Annotated in this window: 16 protein-coding genes and 1 pseudogene; 3 read left to right on the top strand and 14 right to left on the bottom strand. The window is 60.1% G+C overall.

Annotated elements, in window-relative coordinates:
• Nucleotides 1-63: 63 nt before the first annotated feature.
• Nucleotides 64-282, top strand: a pseudogene (locus AAFG16_RS14745) (lipid A biosynthesis lauroyl acyltransferase); the annotation flags it as partial.
• On the opposite strand, the gene AAFG16_RS14740 reads toward AAFG16_RS14745, so the two are convergent.
• The 6 genes from AAFG16_RS14740 to AAFG16_RS14715 all read right to left on the bottom strand — a co-directional run bounded on the left by AAFG16_RS14740 (nucleotide 262) and on the right by AAFG16_RS14715 (nucleotide 6,181).
• Entirely contained in the window at nucleotides 262-1,878 is a 1,617-nt protein-coding gene (locus AAFG16_RS14740) for a B12-binding domain-containing radical SAM protein (protein ID WP_342739579.1), read from the bottom strand. The pseudogene AAFG16_RS14745 and the gene AAFG16_RS14740 overlap by 21 nt on opposite strands.
• Nucleotides 1,879-2,094: 216 nt before the next feature.
• Nucleotides 2,095-2,541: a Rap1a/Tai family immunity protein gene (locus AAFG16_RS14735; protein WP_342739578.1), complete on the bottom strand. Its 447-nt coding sequence runs from the start codon at nucleotides 2,539-2,541 to the stop codon at nucleotides 2,095-2,097.
• Between the two features lie 640 nt (nucleotides 2,542-3,181).
• A complete protein-coding gene (locus AAFG16_RS14730; protein ID WP_283085200.1) occupies nucleotides 3,182-3,871 on the bottom strand; it encodes a hypothetical protein in 690 nt (229 codons plus the stop codon).
• Nucleotides 3,872-3,959: 88 nt separating this feature from the next.
• Complete coding sequence (locus AAFG16_RS14725; RefSeq protein WP_084334208.1) at nucleotides 3,960-4,157, bottom strand: hypothetical protein; 198 nt, start codon at nucleotides 4,155-4,157, stop codon at nucleotides 3,960-3,962.
• A gap of 201 nt (nucleotides 4,158-4,358) precedes the next feature.
• Nucleotides 4,359-4,943, bottom strand: coding sequence for a protein-S-isoprenylcysteine O-methyltransferase (locus AAFG16_RS14720; protein ID WP_342739577.1), 585 nt, complete (start codon nucleotides 4,941-4,943; stop codon nucleotides 4,359-4,361).
• A 5-nt stretch (nucleotides 4,944-4,948) separates the two neighbouring features.
• Nucleotides 4,949-6,181, bottom strand: coding sequence for a hypothetical protein (locus AAFG16_RS14715; RefSeq protein WP_342739576.1), 1,233 nt, complete (start codon nucleotides 6,179-6,181; stop codon nucleotides 4,949-4,951).
• Between the two features lie 138 nt (nucleotides 6,182-6,319).
• Between AAFG16_RS14715 and AAFG16_RS14710 the strand changes: the two genes are divergently transcribed.
• Both AAFG16_RS14710 and AAFG16_RS14705 read left to right on the top strand, forming a co-directional pair.
• On the top strand, nucleotides 6,320-7,108 hold the full coding sequence (locus AAFG16_RS14710; protein WP_283085197.1) for an SGNH/GDSL hydrolase family protein: 789 nt from the start codon (nucleotides 6,320-6,322) through the stop codon (nucleotides 7,106-7,108).
• A 174-nt stretch (nucleotides 7,109-7,282) separates the two neighbouring features.
• Nucleotides 7,283-7,543, top strand: a complete 261-nt coding sequence (locus AAFG16_RS14705; protein ID WP_283085196.1) for a hypothetical protein — start codon at nucleotides 7,283-7,285, stop codon at nucleotides 7,541-7,543.
• 353 nt (nucleotides 7,544-7,896) lie between these two features.
• Here the strand turns inward: AAFG16_RS14705 and AAFG16_RS14700 are convergent, their stop codons facing one another.
• The 8 genes from AAFG16_RS14700 to AAFG16_RS14665 form a co-directional block, all read right to left on the bottom strand.
• A complete protein-coding gene (locus AAFG16_RS14700; protein WP_283086887.1) occupies nucleotides 7,897-8,082 on the bottom strand; it encodes a hypothetical protein in 186 nt (61 codons plus the stop codon).
• Nucleotides 8,055-8,756 (bottom strand): SDR family NAD(P)-dependent oxidoreductase, encoded by a 702-nt coding sequence (locus AAFG16_RS14695; RefSeq protein ID WP_342739575.1) that lies wholly within the window; start codon nucleotides 8,754-8,756, stop codon nucleotides 8,055-8,057. The genes AAFG16_RS14700 and AAFG16_RS14695 overlap by 28 nt, the downstream gene beginning before the upstream one ends.
• A 30-nt stretch (nucleotides 8,757-8,786) precedes the next feature.
• A complete protein-coding gene (locus AAFG16_RS14690; RefSeq protein ID WP_342739573.1) occupies nucleotides 8,787-9,515 on the bottom strand; it encodes a glutathione S-transferase in 729 nt (242 codons plus the stop codon).
• 151 nt (nucleotides 9,516-9,666) lie between these two features.
• The gene (locus tag AAFG16_RS14685) at nucleotides 9,667-10,866 is read right to left on the bottom strand and encodes an ABC transporter substrate-binding protein (RefSeq protein WP_342739572.1); all 1,200 of its coding nucleotides are present in this window, start codon (nucleotides 10,864-10,866) and stop codon (nucleotides 9,667-9,669) included.
• Between the two features lie 73 nt (nucleotides 10,867-10,939).
• Nucleotides 10,940-12,100 carry an iron-containing alcohol dehydrogenase gene (locus tag AAFG16_RS14680; RefSeq protein ID WP_342739571.1) on the bottom strand — a complete coding sequence of 387 codons (1,161 nt, stop codon included), beginning with the start codon at nucleotides 12,098-12,100 and terminating at the stop codon, nucleotides 10,940-10,942.
• A gap of 95 nt (nucleotides 12,101-12,195) precedes the next feature.
• A complete protein-coding gene (locus AAFG16_RS14675) occupies nucleotides 12,196-13,206 on the bottom strand; it encodes a nitronate monooxygenase family protein (protein WP_342739570.1) in 1,011 nt (336 codons plus the stop codon).
• Between the two features lie 20 nt (nucleotides 13,207-13,226).
• Nucleotides 13,227-14,414, bottom strand: coding sequence for an acetyl-CoA C-acyltransferase (locus AAFG16_RS14670; protein WP_342739569.1), 1,188 nt, complete (start codon nucleotides 14,412-14,414; stop codon nucleotides 13,227-13,229).
• 13 nt (nucleotides 14,415-14,427) lie between these two features.
• The gene (locus tag AAFG16_RS14665; RefSeq protein WP_342739568.1) at nucleotides 14,428-15,558 is read right to left on the bottom strand and encodes an acyl-CoA dehydrogenase family protein; all 1,131 of its coding nucleotides are present in this window, start codon (nucleotides 15,556-15,558) and stop codon (nucleotides 14,428-14,430) included.
• Nucleotides 15,559-15,577 lie beyond the last annotated feature (19 nt).

Raw genomic sequence — 15,577 nt, 5'->3', positions numbered from 1 at the left:
GCGTGGCAGCAACGCAGTTGGCGCGATCAGTTAGTCGATTGCGCCGCGCGCCGTGCACTAGATCTGCTGCGGCAGATTGAGTGCCCGATTCATGGTGCGCGCATTATCCGGCTGCCCGGACAGCGCTTTCGTGGCGAATTGTCTGAAGAAGTGAAGCCGGTCCACGATCCCGGAGGACAAATCGACATTCAGTGAATGGTGCAGGCGGTCACATCGGTCATCGAGGGCTGGATCCGCGACTATCCCGATCAGTGGCTGTGGCTACACCGTCGCTGGAGGTAGCACTTGACTGGCCGCGGTAGCCCTTGGTGGAGGCACATCGTCCAACTCGGCAATGCGGCGGTCAATCTCGCCGATCACGCGTTCCGAGAACGGCCCGAGGTGCATGTACAACGCCATCAGCATCACGATGTAACGCAGCGCGCCCGGATTGGTCTTGGCGACTTCGACAAAGGTCTTCCAGAACGGCTCACGAACTTTCGGCAGAGCCCGCATAATCTTGTTTAGGCTGTCGATGCCGCCAAGCCTCTTGCGCACATCGCCATCCGGCAGATCGCGGCGCCGGTCGGATCGGTCGAGCATGGCTGCGAGACGGGACAGCCGTCCCGCATATGCCGCCGGACTGTAGACGTGCCCGAGCACGGCCTTGTAATCGGAAAGGATGTCACGAAGTGGACGCTTGGTATCGAAATTGCATCCGAGCGTGCACTGATCGCCCGCCTGCTCGACGTTCATAAGGTCATGGCCGCGGTGCAAGCGGCCCTCCGTGGCCAACCGCCGTGTGAGCTGCGTGCCGGGCAGCGCATAAAGAAGCCCAACGATGGAGACTGGAATGCTCGTCTCCTCGATGAGGTCGGCCATCGCCTGTCCTATCGAGGCCTTTTCATTGTCGAACCCGACGATGAAACCAGCGGTAACGAACATGCCGTAGCCGTAAATCTTGTGAATGCACTCGGCGATGTTGCGCTTGGTGTTCTGCTTCTTCTTCATCTGCACGAGCGTCTCGGGATCCGGGCTCTCGATGCCGACGAAGATCGCGAAGAAGTTCGCATCCTTCATTGCCTGCAGCAGCTCGCTGTCGTCCGCGATGTTGATCGAGGCTTCGGTTGAGAACTCGAATGGATAGTCGTGCTCTTCCAGCCAGGCTTTGAGCCGCGGCATCAAGGTGCGCAGGTTCTTCTTGTTGCCGATGAAATTGTCGTCAACGAAATCGACATGCCCGCGATAACCGTGATCGTAGAGCGCCTGCAGCTCGGCGAGAATCTGATCGTTGGTCTTGGTACGCGGCACGCGACCATACAGCTCGATAATATCGCAGAACTCGCAGGTGAACGGGCAGCCACGCGAATACTGCACGCCGATGTATAGATAGTGATCGAAGTTAAGCAGATCGTAGCGAGGCATCGGGCTCAGCGTGACATCAATCTTGAATTTCTCGGCGATGAACACGCCCTTGCGTTCGCCGCTTTCCCAGGCGGCGATGAACTGCTCGATGACGTGCTCGGCCTCGCCGATCACCTGAAAGTCCGCGTCCGCGTAAAGATGCGGGCTGGAGGAGACGTCCGGCCCACCAACACATACTGGCTTGCCGTGCAGGTGGGCGAGATCGATCAGGTAGATGGCATCCGGCTGCTGGTTGAGCATACCGCCGATCATCACAAGATCGGCCCAATCGAGGTCCGCATCTGTCAACGCCTCGGTATTACGGTTGACGAGCCGGATGTCCCAATGCTTCGGCAACATAGCGGCGACGGTGATCAGGCCAAGCGGCGCCGTGGGATACTTCGCGCCGACGAGTTCGCAGGCCTCCGCATAGTTCCAAAACGAATTCGGAACGAACTTCGGATAGATCATCAGGACGCGGCATGCGATTGTCATGCTGTTCCAGCCCCGGCGTTGATGACACAATGCCCCGCTGTTTATCGGGGCTCAAGGGTTCGCTTGGCTCGTCGATAAGGCGCTTGAGTGCTGGTTATGGAGGTGAGCGCTGCGATTCAGTTCGCGCACCTCGACGGTAGTGCATTGCGAATCATTCAGGCCTGACACGGACATCGCAGACCGTGAGGCTAGCATCAGTATGCACAGATACGCGTTCTATTTGGATTTTTTTTGGGCACGCTTTCTCGGTCCAGTTCCGGCATCGTCCCCACGGCAGGGCCAGGCATCCCTGAATGCTGCAATAGCGACGGTGATCCCCGGTTCATTCATTCGATCGGGATTGCTATCAAGATACTGCAGAAAAACCTTCGCACTTTGCAAAGGGCTGCCTTGCGCGGGGGGGCATGCACGCACGTCAGCGGGCAGATTCGGTGAAAAGAGCATCGCGGTTTCGATCATCCCCTCACATGCCCCTGCGGACCGAGCTTCGTCCTGATTGCGAGGCGAATTCTTGACAAGCAGTTCGCAAGACTTTTGCGCGTCGGCTCCCTTGTCGACAACCGTGGCATTGGCCTTCCCGATGATCGCTAGGGTAAGGCCGGCAACAATCATATGGACCCGCATCCGCGTCCCCCGAATACCGGCGCGATAGGTTGCAGGCATTTGAGTATGCCGCAATAGAGCGGCCGCCCGCGCCGTTCCAGGCGGCCTAGACGGCTTAGCTCAAAAAAAGCGCCTGATCCATCGTACTCGAATACGAGTGACGTGAACTCAGCTCTTCCATTTTCACAAAGCCGATAGAGCGCTTGTCGACTTGATAACACGCAGCTTTCCGCGCGGTGACCGCCGCAAAGGTCGGCTACACCGCGATCATGATCGCGGATCGACATAGGCGGCGACAAGCGTGCTGATGGTACAGATCTCGATTCAGCGCGGTGTACGCGACGTGCACTGGTCGATTGATGTTGATGCTCGGCCTCGACGCAGAACCATTGCCTCAGCAGTAATCTTCGTCTGCGACGACAAGTTCTGCGAATCCTCCTCAACTACGCCAAGGAAGACTTCGCCCCCGGAACGGTTTCGCACGAGAGCTTAGCAATGTCAAAGCAGAGGTGGACCTGCCTTGCAGGCAACGCCACGGGCGTTCCCATGATCTTCCTGGCCCATTCGTCACCAAGCGAGGCAGCCCACGAATGTCAGTCGTATCGAACCGCATCCTCAAAGAATAAGCTCGATTGAATGTCTTGAAGACCTCACGTCCACCCTGACGCGCGGAAAACTGGATGAACTCAATCCGAGGATTCTAGCCTCGACCGGGTTCGAGCTGCACCGTCTTTCGCCCCCCGTTCAGCTCTCTGAGTCTGTTGACGTATTCCTCAGGCTTTAGCAGATGAAACGGAGCGTTCAGGCCCATGAACGTCGCTATGCGGCCGATAAAGGCAGTGCAGTTTGCCGTTGCTGCATTCCAGAGCGGCGAAGTCTCCTGCTGGCGCTTGATATAAGCAAAGACCTTCTTGGCGTCGGCCTCAGACAAATAGACGCGATAACTGGCCGTCAGATATTGCTCGTCAAGATCACCGTAGGTCGCACCCGTCTCAGAAGGGACAAACATGATGTGTCCCAGGATATAGGGCACCTCGTCGCCGGCCGGAGCCAGACCAGCGACCTCGACCTGCTTTTCGCCCGTCTTTCCGTACCAGACGAAGGCATGACCGTACGTTGCCGCCGTGCGGGCACGAAAATCAACGTAGTAGGGACCCGTGGCAGCAGCTCTTCGAGCTGGCTTTACATCGGATATCGCCGGCGTAGCAGCAGCCATGGTCGCTGCATGCTTCGTCACCGAACTGGGGAGAGCGTCCCGTTGCTGCTGATCGGTACGCGCCACGATTGGTTGCGCGCTACTGATCCCGGCCCCCAAGCCTACAAAGGCCGCCAGCATGGCGGCCTTTGCAAGAAGCTTTAGACCCGGATATTTCCGAATCACTCCAGCCATCTTCGAATCCTCTTGGATCCAAGATCCGATGCCACAGGTAGTCTGCTACCCCAAACGGACGCCGCTGGCGTCCGAATAGATAGTCAGATCAACCCTTGGTCACCAACGGAGCCGGGGCGGCGACCGGGTATTTGCCCACGGGGCTCTTACCCACGGGATATTTGCCGATCGGAGCTTTGCCAACCGGCGCCGCGGCGGCAACCGGCTGAGGCCGTGGCAGGTCCGCAGCAGCTGCGGTTCCCACGAAAGCCAAAGACGCGATTCCAAGGACAACGAATTTCAGCATCGGATCTCACCATTTGTTCGGGAGCGATTGGTATTCACCTGACACGCTTAGGAATAACCTGACACTCGCCACGGCAGCAACGAATAGACGCGGTTCCGACAGCTTTTTCTACCGTATGTTGCGGAAATGGCACGCAAATCGAGGCGTCTGGTTCCAAATCAGTTTCTGGGTACCATAGGGTTAGACGTGCCGGGACCTACCTCAGACTATCCATGGGAAGACCCGACCGGTCCGCGCCATATACTCGCGATAGCTGTCGCCAAACGTCTGCAACATCATTCGCTCTTCCCTTGCGACGCGGCCAAAGAACAAGACCCCGAAGCCGGCCAGGCCCGCGAAACCGGCAATCCAATTCGGCAGCAGCAATGCCTGGGCGATAGCCCACAGCCAAAATGCCGAATACATCGGGTGTCGAACTCTCCGGTAAATCCCTTCCGTCACGAGCTCATGATTCTCCCGCACGTCGAGACTTATCGACCAATTCCGGCCGAGTGCACGATGTGTCAGGTGAAACACGCCCAAAGCCGCAATCGCAAAGAAAGACCCCAGCCAAGCCAACGCGGGATAAAAGCCGTGAGCTGCGAAACGAGGCATTCCTGTCGCTACGTAGACGAGCGGCACAAGTCCAAGCCCCGAAAGAGATATGAGCAGGAGCGCGTTTTCCAGGGGGCCGCGAGCGCTCCACACAACCCTCGCACGGCGGGAACGCCGCGCGTACTTATAGCGTATGAGGTACCAGCCGATCACCAACGCAACAAAGATGACTTTTGAAATGGTGGGCGTCATTTAAATCAGGCTGCCGCGCCCGGACTTCCCAGCAGTTCGCTTTCCGACACCGGCGCGCCCGCAACAAGGCCTCCGTCGTCAGCGATCATCGACACAGCGCCGTCCGGGGCGAGCGTCTGGGATTTGGCTGAAATGGGTCCGCATGTGAGCATGAAGTAGTCGTACGATGTTCGCCTGTCATTTCCACTGACGAACTGGCAGTGCACGCGGAAGAAATTGAAGCGAATGCGTTGATACATGTCGTCGTTAAGCATTCGACTAATCTTCACGACCCTGACGGTCGCCTCGTTTTCTGTCGACAAGCCCATTTCGGCCATTGGCCGGCATTTGTAAAAATTCAACGCGTCGGTGAGGGCCTGATAGTCGCCCCAGAAGATCGCGCGGGAATTGGCGACGCGTTCCACCGTCCTGCGAAAGCGTACTGCCTTCGGGTGCAGGCCGATCTTGAGTATCGATGATCCAACGCTCAAGAATGTGACGGGACTCATTTTCCGACCGAGCGCAGGGTCCAGCTTCAAGGCGCGATCAAGTAGATCGACCGCTAGTACGGCGCCAAGGCTGTGCCCCACGACCAAAATTTCGTCTGCGGCAGAGTTGGTCGCAGCAACCACCAGCTCGGCGGCCAACCTGTCCAGCCTTTGCTCTATTTTCGAATTACCGAATCGAATGTACTCGCAAGAAAAAATCCAATCGTCGAACAAGTCGCCCAGGTGCAGCCAGCGCCACGGCCCCGCCAACACGGCTGCGAGCCCGAAGAGGCCGCCACCTGTAGCAATGAGAATTGATCCGGTGATCTTGAATGCAGCCACCCCGATCAAAAAGGCGGCCGCGATGAGCAATCCGAACGTGACGAATGGATAGAGAAAGAAAAGTGCGTATCGCCAATTGGCCTGCAAGTAACGCCAGAGAGTGCCGGCCAATACGAAATCCAGAAACGCAAGAATGCCCACGGAAATGCGTGAGCCGATGCTTCGCCCCCCGAACACCTCGATGACATCGTGCCATCGGACCAGACGGTAATCGGTTTCGACGAGCCAATCGGGGCCGGTTGTCGTCACGTTCCATTGGATCTGGTCGGCGGTATCATGCGAATCGTCGACGGTCGCTTTCACTGACCAGGTACGTTGGAACCTGGCAATTTCGCGCACGAAGCGTCGTTGCGCGCTGACATGCAACGTGATTGGATCGTAGCCGCCGATATGGAATACCAGCCGCTTCGCTACAGGCTGTCCGGTCATGGTCTCACCCGCGACTACCCGCGGATTCATCGGGTTACTCACTGCCCACGCGTCAATCCACCTGCAATTCAAGGATATATAGCGAAACGTCTGACGCTAACGGTTGTCAAGAGAGAATCGACCAGTTATTGGGGGAACATGTTTTTGACCTATTTTGCCCTCCGGACCCGAGCCGCTGGAATAATGGCGTCAATCGGCGCGGCCCTGCTTATCGGACTGTCCGGCAGTGGGTCCTCTCAAGCGCAGGACGAGTTATCATCTGCCGAGAAATGCCTTTCGGCAAATTTCAACACCTCGCTGGGTGCACAATTGCCCCGCACGGCGTCGCGTTTGAAATCCGGTGAGCCGTTAAGGATTGTAGCGATCGGATCGTCGTCGACAGTGGGACTCTGGATGCTTAGGTCCGCGGCCACATACCCGGAGGTCATGCGCCGAGAGCTAGCGAGACTTAGATCGAACGCGACGATCGAGGTGATCAACAGCGGCCGAGTCGGCGATACGATTCCGAACAACGTTGCACGGTTCGAGCGTGACGTTTTCGCGCACACGCCTGATCTCGTTATCTGGCAATTAGGTACTAATGACGTCGCCTGGGGTGGCCGGCCGGACCACGGGCTCAAGAGAAGCGTTCTTGAAGGGGTAAGAGCACTTAAGGCGGGGTCTGCCGATGTCGTGTTGATGGATCTGCAATATGCGCCACAGGTGCTCGCTTCAGCTGGCTATTCGACGATGGAGGACATCATCATCGATGTCGCAAAGCAGGAGCGGGTCGGGCTGTTCTCTCGTTTTGCGCTGATGCGAAACTCGGTCAGTGCCGGAGTTGCGCAAAGCGCGCTTGTAACGTGGGACGGATTGCACAACACCGCCGATGGTTATAATTGCATTGGACGAGCCCTTGCCCGAGCCATCTCAGCGAGTGCGCGTTGAGAGGCCCTAGCTTCGAGGGCTGTGGGTTCGCGTGGGTTTGGGCACCGGCCGTGACAGCGATGCCGAGCGTGCAGATGCCCGTCAACGCGAACAAAGACCAATTATCGTCGACAATCGCCGCATCTCTCGCAGCGGTGATAGCAACTCGCGCCGACGCTGTCAGGAGGTGCGCTTATGCACCATTATGCCAGCCAACTTGTTGACCTATTACTGGTGCTTGTCGCCGTGTGGATGGTGCCGGCCACCATTTTTATTATCTACGTCTATTTCGCTCGCCTTAAGAATCCGGTCAGCGAATCGGTCTTTGGACGTGCGGTCATCGTTTCCTTGTTCATCATAACCACGTCGATTTGGCTCCCGATAATTGTGGCCGCCATCGTCCTATCGCTGATCGGTCATTTGTGGTTCCGCTTCAGGGGACAACTACGCAAGTAGCTCGATACTGAAAAAGATAGAGTCGAATTAGAGCCTCCCATCAGCAAACTAAAAAAGGGAAGCGAAGCAATGTCCGCGTTCCTCCCAGCTCTGACGATAGCTGCCCTCAATTTTATACCAGTCGCCACGGCTGCAGAATGGCGACCGCAGTTTCTCTCAGCGTGCCGAAACGGTTGCGGGCAGCAAGGCGGCCTTTCGACGGACGCTTGCTTGCAGATTTGCATCTGCATGGCTTCAGAATTGGAAACGAAGTTTAGTACCGAGACTCTAGGCTCCATTGATCTCCCGAGTGCTGAGCAACTACACCAAACCAACGAAATCAGAATGCTTTGCGTCCGGCGAGTACTAGGACGTTAGAGCTGTTGCCATTGGCTGCGCCGGGAACTCAAGGCTTGCTTCCAGCGAATCGTGACAGATGCGGATGCACCATGTTTGGCGAACCATTTTGGGCCCGGCCCGCGCATGTAGTGACGCTCGGGCCGATACGGATCGGCAATGAAGCGCTTCTCGGCTACCAGCTTTCTCCAAACGGCCGCAATTCAACATTGAACGACCATGCGCTTCGATCCTGGTGGGCGACGTGCCAGATCTCGTCGGCGATAGCGCTCGGTTTGATGAAGAAATCGTCCGGCCGATCTGGCCAGCGTTTCCGTGTCCACTCGAGGTCGATCACGGCATCGACCACGACGTAAGCGACGTGAACGCCCTGTGGCCCGAGATCGCGCGCCATCGCTTCGGCCAGGATTCGCTGCGCCGCCTTGGTCGGCGCGAAGCCGGCGAAACCGGCTTTGCCGCGCAAGGCCGAGGTGTTGCCGGTGGCAACGATCGCACCCTTTCCGGCCGTCAGCATCGCGGGGACGAACCGCCGCGCCAGATACAACAGTCCCATGGTGTTGACCTGGAAGTTGCGATTCAGGATCGACGGATCGATCTCGCGGAACGTGCCGAACGCACCACCGACGGCGTTGTGGATGACCACGGCGGGATTGCCGAGATCGCGCTCCACGGCCGACCCTACCGCGTCGATCTGCTCGGGATCGGAAACGTCGCAGCGGAATCCTTTCGCGCCCGGCAGTTCCTTCTCAAGAGCAGCGAGGCGCTCCTCGTTCCTGGCGAGCAGAGCGAGGCGATAGCCACCCTCGGCAAACCGCCTGGCGAGAGCGGAACCTGTGCCAGGGCCGACACCAGATATCAGGCAGACAGGCGCGGTCATGCGATTAGTCCTCCACGTTCGGCCGGCAGGTCAGTTGCCAGCCTTCGCCATCAGCTTTTCGACGTATGGCTTCAGATCAGGCTGGAAATGCACGTGCTCGACGAGACGGGTGAAATGAGCAAAGGTCAGCGGATAGTCATCCTGCACTGCCGGATGCAGGATCCTCCCCAGCCCAAGCTTGCGCAACTGATCGGCCCGCGTATGCTCATTCATGAACAGCGCAAGCTCTGCGGCAAAGCAGATATCGGCCAGCGATAATCCCGTACCCACCAGTGCCTCGCGCCGCGGGAACAACGCCTGCTCGATCCCTGATGCATAGATCGCAAACGCTTCCCTTGCACGTGCGTGAACGGCCGCATCGACCGTGCCGCCCGACAGCGCCAAGAGATAGATCTGCGCATCCCGGGCAAACACCAAGCTGACGTCGAGAAAGCTGTCGATCCTGGACGCCTCATAGGCATCGTGCCCGTAGAGCCCGGACTTCGACTCGCCGAGCCGTGCCACCGCCCGCATGATGCTGTTCGATTCGAAGATCCCGATTTTGCCATCAGGCCCGAAGGCAGCAGGCACATTGCCGAACGGCTGCGCTGTCATGAACGCATCGGTCTTGAAGAGGCGCGAGCCGGTCAGCCCAACGCGACCGGCTCGCGCCAGCGAAGATAGCGAGGAGCGTTCATGCTCTGCCAAAGGATGGGCGTCATAGTCCCACAACCAGTCCCGCAGCTCCTTGGGCGGAGCTCCCCTGACCTCGACCTCCACACTGCAGAACCGCGCTGCGATGGTCGCCTTCCAGACCCGGGGGTTCGGCAAGTAGGAGAATATCCGCAAGTCGGCCATGATGGCTTCCTCCTGATCGTCTCCGCCCTCGTCGGTCCTCGCCTCGAGGCCGAGAAGTCACGCGGCGGATGGGTTACTCCGAGCTCGCGTCAAGAATCCCGCCGAACGGCTCCCAGCGGGTTCCGGTCCAGCGCTGAAGCTGCAGTTGCGTCCAGACCATGTTGTTGGTTTCGCTGGTGTTGATCCGGATGCCGGGCAATGCGGTCGACAGTGTGAAGTTCTTCAGCGACTTCGCTTGCCTAATGACGTTCTCGCGCGAGAGGTCGTCGCCGCATTGTCTGAGGATCTGTTCCAGCAGCATGCCCTGCTGATAGCCGGTCAGATAACTCGTATTGGTGATATCGGAGCCCGCCAGATACCGATCGAAGAAGGCGCGATAGGCCTTGATGGCCTCGTCGTCCTTCCAGCTCTCGTCGTTTGGATCCTTGTTGAAGGTGCCGACGATGACGCCCACGGAATTCTCCAGCCCCGCCGGTTTGATCGTTCCGGCAATCGACGACGATGGGAAATTGATCAGGATCGTCGGCTTCCACGCCGTCTCGGCCGCCCGGCGGATCGCCTGCGCGGCGAACTTGGGCGTGCCGGCGATGAACAGCGCCTGCGCGCCGGAACTCTTCAGCGCCACGACCTGCGAGTCGATCGTCGGCTCGGTGACCTCGTAGCTGGCGGTGACTACGCGCTTGTCGAACTCAGGGCCGAGAACGGCCTTGAACGCGTTGACGTAGTCGCGGCCGAGATCGTCATTCTGGTAGAGAATGGCGTATTTCGCCGAGGGCAACGCGCGCGTCAGATACTTGGCGTAGATCTTTCCTTCGGTGTCATAGCTGACGAGTCCGGTGGTAGTCAGCGGATAATCCTTGACACTGGTGAACTTGCTCGCGCCTGTGACGATCGCAATCGTCGGCACGCGCTTGGCAGCCAGATATTTCGCCACCGCCGTGTTGCCTGCGGTACCGAGCTGGCTGAACATGAACGCCACTTCGTCGCTCTCGACGAGTTTTCGTGCATGCTCCACGGATTTCGGCGGGCTGTAGGCGTCGTCGAGCAGCAGATAGTCGATCTTGCGTCCATTAATGCCGCCGCGCTCGTTGACCGATCGCATATACGCCAGCACGCCATGTCCGACCTGGCCGATCGAGGAAGCTGGTCCGCTGAGCGGAAAGATGCCGCCAATCTTGATGCTTGTTGCGGTGACACCGACCGAATCGCCCGCCCAGCAGGGTGCGGCTGCCACGATCAAGAGTGCACAGGCCAGTCGGATGCTCCTGAACATCACGTGTTCCTCCAGTGTTGCTTTTGCGCGCGGCCTTCCGTGCGGCAGGCCGTGACGGACACTTGGCGCTTCTTCAGGCGGCCAATTTGAGGATCTTGACGACGTCGCCGGGCTCACGGATCGGCTGAGGGTTCGCCCTCGTGAAGATGGACAGCATTGCGTTCTTGCCGATCAACTCGAAACGGTCCTCGGCAACGCCGACGTCCGCGAGCCTCTGCGGCAAGCCGAGCTCCGCGATGAACGTCGCAAATGCGTCGCTGGCATCCCGTTCCGGTGCGCCAAGCGCCGCTGCGATCGTTCTCTGAGCAGCCTCCGTAGCGGGCCGGTTGTATCGGAGCACGCTTGGCATCATCACGGCCGTGCAGAAATAATGCGGCACGTCGCAGGTTCCACCGAGGACATGGCCGATGGCATGGCTGGCACCCATCGGAACGCGCGATTGCAACCCGAAAGCTGACATCCAGGACCCCAACTGACAGTTCAGCCGCGCCGCTTCATCGTTCGGATTGTCCTTGGTGCGCCGGAGTCCGTCGTACAGATAGCGCAAGCCTCGCTGGCACACGGCGTCGACGAGCACATTGGGACGGCTGGAGCAGATCGCCTCGATGCCGTGGTCCATCGCGCGCGTACCTGATCCCAGCCAGAGCTTCTCGGGTGTGTATTTCGTGATCGCTGGATCGAGGATGATGCTTCGCGGCATCATCATCGGATGATTGAAAATCTGCTTCAGCTTGCGGCCGGTGTCGGTGACCAGCGCACCCGAATTGTACTCGCCGCCGGAGAGCGTGCTCGGGATGGCGATCATGCGCACTTTCGGGGTTCGGAATGGCCCAAAGCGGCGGTCCGGCGTGGTCTCGAACCCATCGAGCCCCATCGGCTCGAAGATCTCGTGCTCCATGCACATCAGCACGATCTTTGCCGCATCGACCACCGAGCCGCCGCCGATTGCAACGACCAGGTCGGCCTGGGCGTCCTTGGCCTGCCGGGCGATCTGCGTGACCACGTCCCGGGTCGTGTGCTGCGGCACCCCGTCAAAGGTCGCGGCATGGCGTGGACCGAGCGCCGTCCGAATCTTCTCGATCTCGTCGGTCGTCGTATTGAGCGTGCGGCTCGCGATCAGATAGACGCGCTTGGCGCCCAGGCGCTCGGCCTCCTCCCGCAGCGCCTCCGCCGCGGGCTTGCCGTAGATCACGGATTCCATGGTGGGGTATTGATGGCTACCTACGACAGGCATGCTTCCTCCCTGATGTTCTTTTCTGCTCACCACTGCGGCGTCAGCATCGCGACGCCGTCAGCCACCCCGGTCTTGTGCTCGTATCTCGCCCTTCGTCAGGCGACCGCACGCGCCCGTTGCGTCTCGACCTTGCCGTCAAGGAAGCCGGTCAACCGCTGGCGGATGATCGCCTCCGCTTCCGCCATGATGCGGTCGATCAGTTCCTTGACCGTCGGGATGTCGTGGATCAGCCCGACCACCATGCCGCAGCTCCAGGCCCCGGCATCCATCTCCCCATCGACCATCACCTTCGGATAGACGCCGGCCACCTGGTCGAGGATGTCGTCGATTTTCAGACTTGCGCCCTTCTCGCGCTCGATCTCGAGCAATTCGCTGACGCCCTTGTTCTTCAGCACCCGCTCGGTGTTGCGCAGGGCGCGCATCACCAGCACGGTGTCGAGCTCGGTCGCCGCAACCAGCGCCTGCTTCACGTTGTCGTGGACCGGCGCTTCCTTGGTGGCGACGAAGCGCGTGCCCATGTTCATGCCGGCTGCGCCCATCGCTAGCGCGCCGACGAGACTGCGTCCATCCGCCATGCCGCCGGAGGCCACAAACGGGATCTTCAGTTCGTCCGCCGCCCGCGGCAGCAGGATCATGTTCGGGATGTCATCCTCGCCGGGATGACCACCGCATTCGAAACCGTCGACACTGACGGCGTCGCAGCCGATCTTCTCGGCCTTGAGCGAATGCCGCACCGAGGTGCATTTATGGATCACCTTGATGCCGGCGGCCTTCAGCGCCGGCATGTAGGCCTCCGGGCTGCGGCCCGCGGTCTCGACAACCTTGATTCCGCCCTCGCGAATCACGGCGATGTATTCCGGATAGGGCGGGGCCGACAGCGTCGGCAGGAAGGTCAGATTCACGCCGAACGGCTTGTCGGTCATGTCGCGGCAGCGCGCGATCTCCTTGGCGAGGAGCTCCGGCGTTTTCTGTGTCAGGCCCGTGATGATGCCGAGACCGCCGGCATTCGACACGGCCGCGGCCATCTCGGCGAAGCCGACATAGTGCATGCCGCCCTGGATGATCGGATGCTGGATGCCGAACAGTTCGGTTATTGCTGTCTTCACGTGAAAACTCCGTCTTCCGATCAGTGGATGATTTCGAACAGACCGGCCGCGCCCATGCCGCCGCCGATGCACATGGTCACCACGCCGTATTTCGCCTTGCGCCGCCGGCCCTCGAGCAGGATATGCCCCGTAAGCCGCGCGCCGGTCATGCCATAGGGATGACCGATCGCGATCGAACCGCCGTTGACGTTGAGCTTGCTGGGATCGATGCCGAGCTTGTCGCGGCAATAGATCACCTGAACCGCATAGGCCTCGTTGAGCTCCCAGAGATCGATGTCATCGATCTTGAGGTTGTGACGCTTGAGGAGCCTCGGGATCGCAGCGACCGGGCCGACGCCCATCTCGTCGGGCTCGACGCCGGCAGCGACGAAGCCGCGGAAGATGCCGAGCGGCTTCAGGCCTTTCTGCGCCGCGATCTTGTCGCTCATGATCACGCAGGCGGAGGCGCCATCCGAGAGCTGGCTGGCATTGCCGGCGCTGATGGTCTTGCCCTCGAACACCGGCTTGATCTTCGACAGGCCTTCCGCCGTGGTATCTGGCCGCGGGCCCTCATCCCGGCTCAGCGTGACCTGCCGATAGCTGACCTGCTTGGTGTCCTTGTCGACGACGGCCATCTTGGTCGTGATCGGCACGATCTCGTCGTTGAAACGGCCGCCCTGCAGCGCCGCGCCGACGCGGCGCTGGCATTCGAGGCTGTATTCGTCTTGCTGATCGCGGCCGATCTTGTAACGCTCGGCGACCACTTCGGCCGTCTCCAGCATCGACATGTACATCTCTGGCTTCATCGCCATGAGATCCTGATCGATGGCATGGAACTTGTTCATGTGATCGTTCTGCACCAAGCTGATCGACTCGATGCCACCGCCGATTGCGATCTCGACGCCGTCGAGCATCACCGAACGCGCAGCCACCGCGATCGCCTGCAAACCGGAAGCACACTGGCGGTCGATCGTGGTGCCGGCTACGGTGACCGGCAGGCCGGCGCGGATCGCACCCTTGCGAGCGACGTTCATCACCATGGTGCCCTGCTGCATGGCGCAGCCCATCATCACGTCCTCGACCTCGCCGGGCGCTATGCCGGCGCGCTTCACGGCCTCGGCCATCACGTGGCCCGCCAGGGTCGGACCATCGGTGTGGTTGAGCGCGCCGCGGTAGGCCTTGCCGACGCCGGTGCGCGCGGTGGAAACGATAACTGCTTCAGTCGTCATGTCTGCCTCTCTGCTAGGCGGCCGCATCGCGCTGCGCGTAGCGCAACACGTGAAAGGCGGGATCGCCGAACTGGATGTTGATGGAGGAAATCCGCTTGAAATAGTGTCCGACGTTCAATTCGTCGGTCATGCCCATGCCGCCATGCAGCTGCACCGCTTGATCGGCGATGAACTTGCCGGCATAGCCGATCTTCGACTTGGCGCCCGACGCAAGACGCGACACGCCGGCCTCGCCTGCATCCAGGCTCAGCGTGAGATGCTGCATCAATGAGAGCGCTTCCTGATGCGCGATGAACATGTCGACCATCCGATGCTGCAGCACCTGGAACGAGCCGATCGTCGTGCCGAACTGCTTGCGGGTCTTGGAATATTCTAGCGTCGCGGCATTCAATTCAGCCATCGCACCGACCGCCTCGGCGCAGAGCGCGCCGATGGCACGGTCGCGGCAGGCTTCCAGCGCGGCCACGCCCTCGCCCTCCTCACCCAGCAGCTGGCCAGCGACGCCGCGCAGGCTGATCTCCGCCGCGCGGCGGCCATCGATCGTCTTGAAACTCTGCAGATCTAGATTGGCGGCACGGCGATCAACCACGAAGAGACCGACCCCGCCGCGATCGCGCTGTTGACCGGACATGCGCGCCGAAACGATCAGAAAGTCCGCCCAGGGCGCGCCGATGACCGCGGTCTTCTCGCCGGTCAACACATAGTCGTTGCCCTGTCGCCGTGCCGTGGTGGTGACGTTGGCGAGATCGAAGCGCGAGTTCTTTTCGGTCCAGGCCAGCGCCCAGGTCCTGGTGCCAGCGATGATGCCCGGAATGAACTCCTGTTTCTGTTCGGCCGACCCGACGCGATCGAGCAGGCCGCCCGCGAGCACAACGGTCTCGACGAAAGGCTCGAGCACGAGATGACGGCCGAACTCCTGCATGACGATCATGGTCGACAGCGGACCGCCGCCGAGACCGCCGACGTCCTCGGAGAACGGCGCCGCCAGCAGTCCGAGCTCGGCGAATGACTGCCATTGACTGCGGCTGTACCCCTCTTCGCTCGCGACGGCCTTACGGCGCGCATCGAAACCATACTGGTCGCGCAGCAGGCGCTGGACGCTGGATCGGAGCAGCTCCTGCTCTTCCGTGAACTGGATATCCATCCGATTCCTCCCGTGCTGC

It is taken from the genome of Bradyrhizobium sp. B117 (genome assembly GCF_038969555.1).
Classification (GTDB): Bacteria; Pseudomonadota; Alphaproteobacteria; order Rhizobiales; family Xanthobacteraceae; genus Bradyrhizobium.
Note: the sequence above shows the minus strand (reverse complement) of the source record. Positions and strands in the feature narration are given on the sequence as shown.

Excerpts from the sequence above, each read along its gene's own strand:
- AAFG16_RS14740 (WP_342739579.1), bottom strand. The coding sequence starts at position 1,878 with ATGACAATCGCATGCCGCGTCCTGATGATCTATCCGAAGTTCGTTCCG.
- AAFG16_RS14735 (WP_342739578.1), bottom strand. The coding sequence starts at position 2,541 with ATGCCTGCAACCTATCGCGCCGGTATTCGGGGGACGCGGATGCGGGTC.
- AAFG16_RS14730 (WP_283085200.1), bottom strand. The coding sequence starts at position 3,871 with ATGGCTGGAGTGATTCGGAAATATCCGGGTCTAAAGCTTCTTGCAAAG.
- AAFG16_RS14725 (WP_084334208.1), bottom strand. The coding sequence starts at position 4,157 with ATGCTGAAATTCGTTGTCCTTGGAATCGCGTCTTTGGCTTTCGTGGGA.
- AAFG16_RS14720 (WP_342739577.1), bottom strand. The coding sequence starts at position 4,943 with ATGACGCCCACCATTTCAAAAGTCATCTTTGTTGCGTTGGTGATCGGC.
- AAFG16_RS14715 (WP_342739576.1), bottom strand. The coding sequence starts at position 6,181 with ATGACCGGACAGCCTGTAGCGAAGCGGCTGGTATTCCATATCGGCGGC.
- AAFG16_RS14710 (WP_283085197.1), top strand. The coding sequence starts at position 6,320 with ATGTTTTTGACCTATTTTGCCCTCCGGACCCGAGCCGCTGGAATAATG.
- AAFG16_RS14705 (WP_283085196.1), top strand. The coding sequence starts at position 7,283 with ATGCACCATTATGCCAGCCAACTTGTTGACCTATTACTGGTGCTTGTC.
- AAFG16_RS14695 (WP_342739575.1), bottom strand. The coding sequence starts at position 8,756 with ATGACCGCGCCTGTCTGCCTGATATCTGGTGTCGGCCCTGGCACAGGT.
- AAFG16_RS14685 (WP_342739572.1), bottom strand. The coding sequence starts at position 10,866 with ATGTTCAGGAGCATCCGACTGGCCTGTGCACTCTTGATCGTGGCAGCC.
- AAFG16_RS14680 (WP_342739571.1), bottom strand. The coding sequence starts at position 12,100 with ATGCCTGTCGTAGGTAGCCATCAATACCCCACCATGGAATCCGTGATC.
- AAFG16_RS14670 (WP_342739569.1), bottom strand. The coding sequence starts at position 14,414 with ATGACGACTGAAGCAGTTATCGTTTCCACCGCGCGCACCGGCGTCGGC.
- AAFG16_RS14665 (WP_342739568.1), bottom strand. The coding sequence starts at position 15,558 with ATGGATATCCAGTTCACGGAAGAGCAGGAGCTGCTCCGATCCAGCGTC.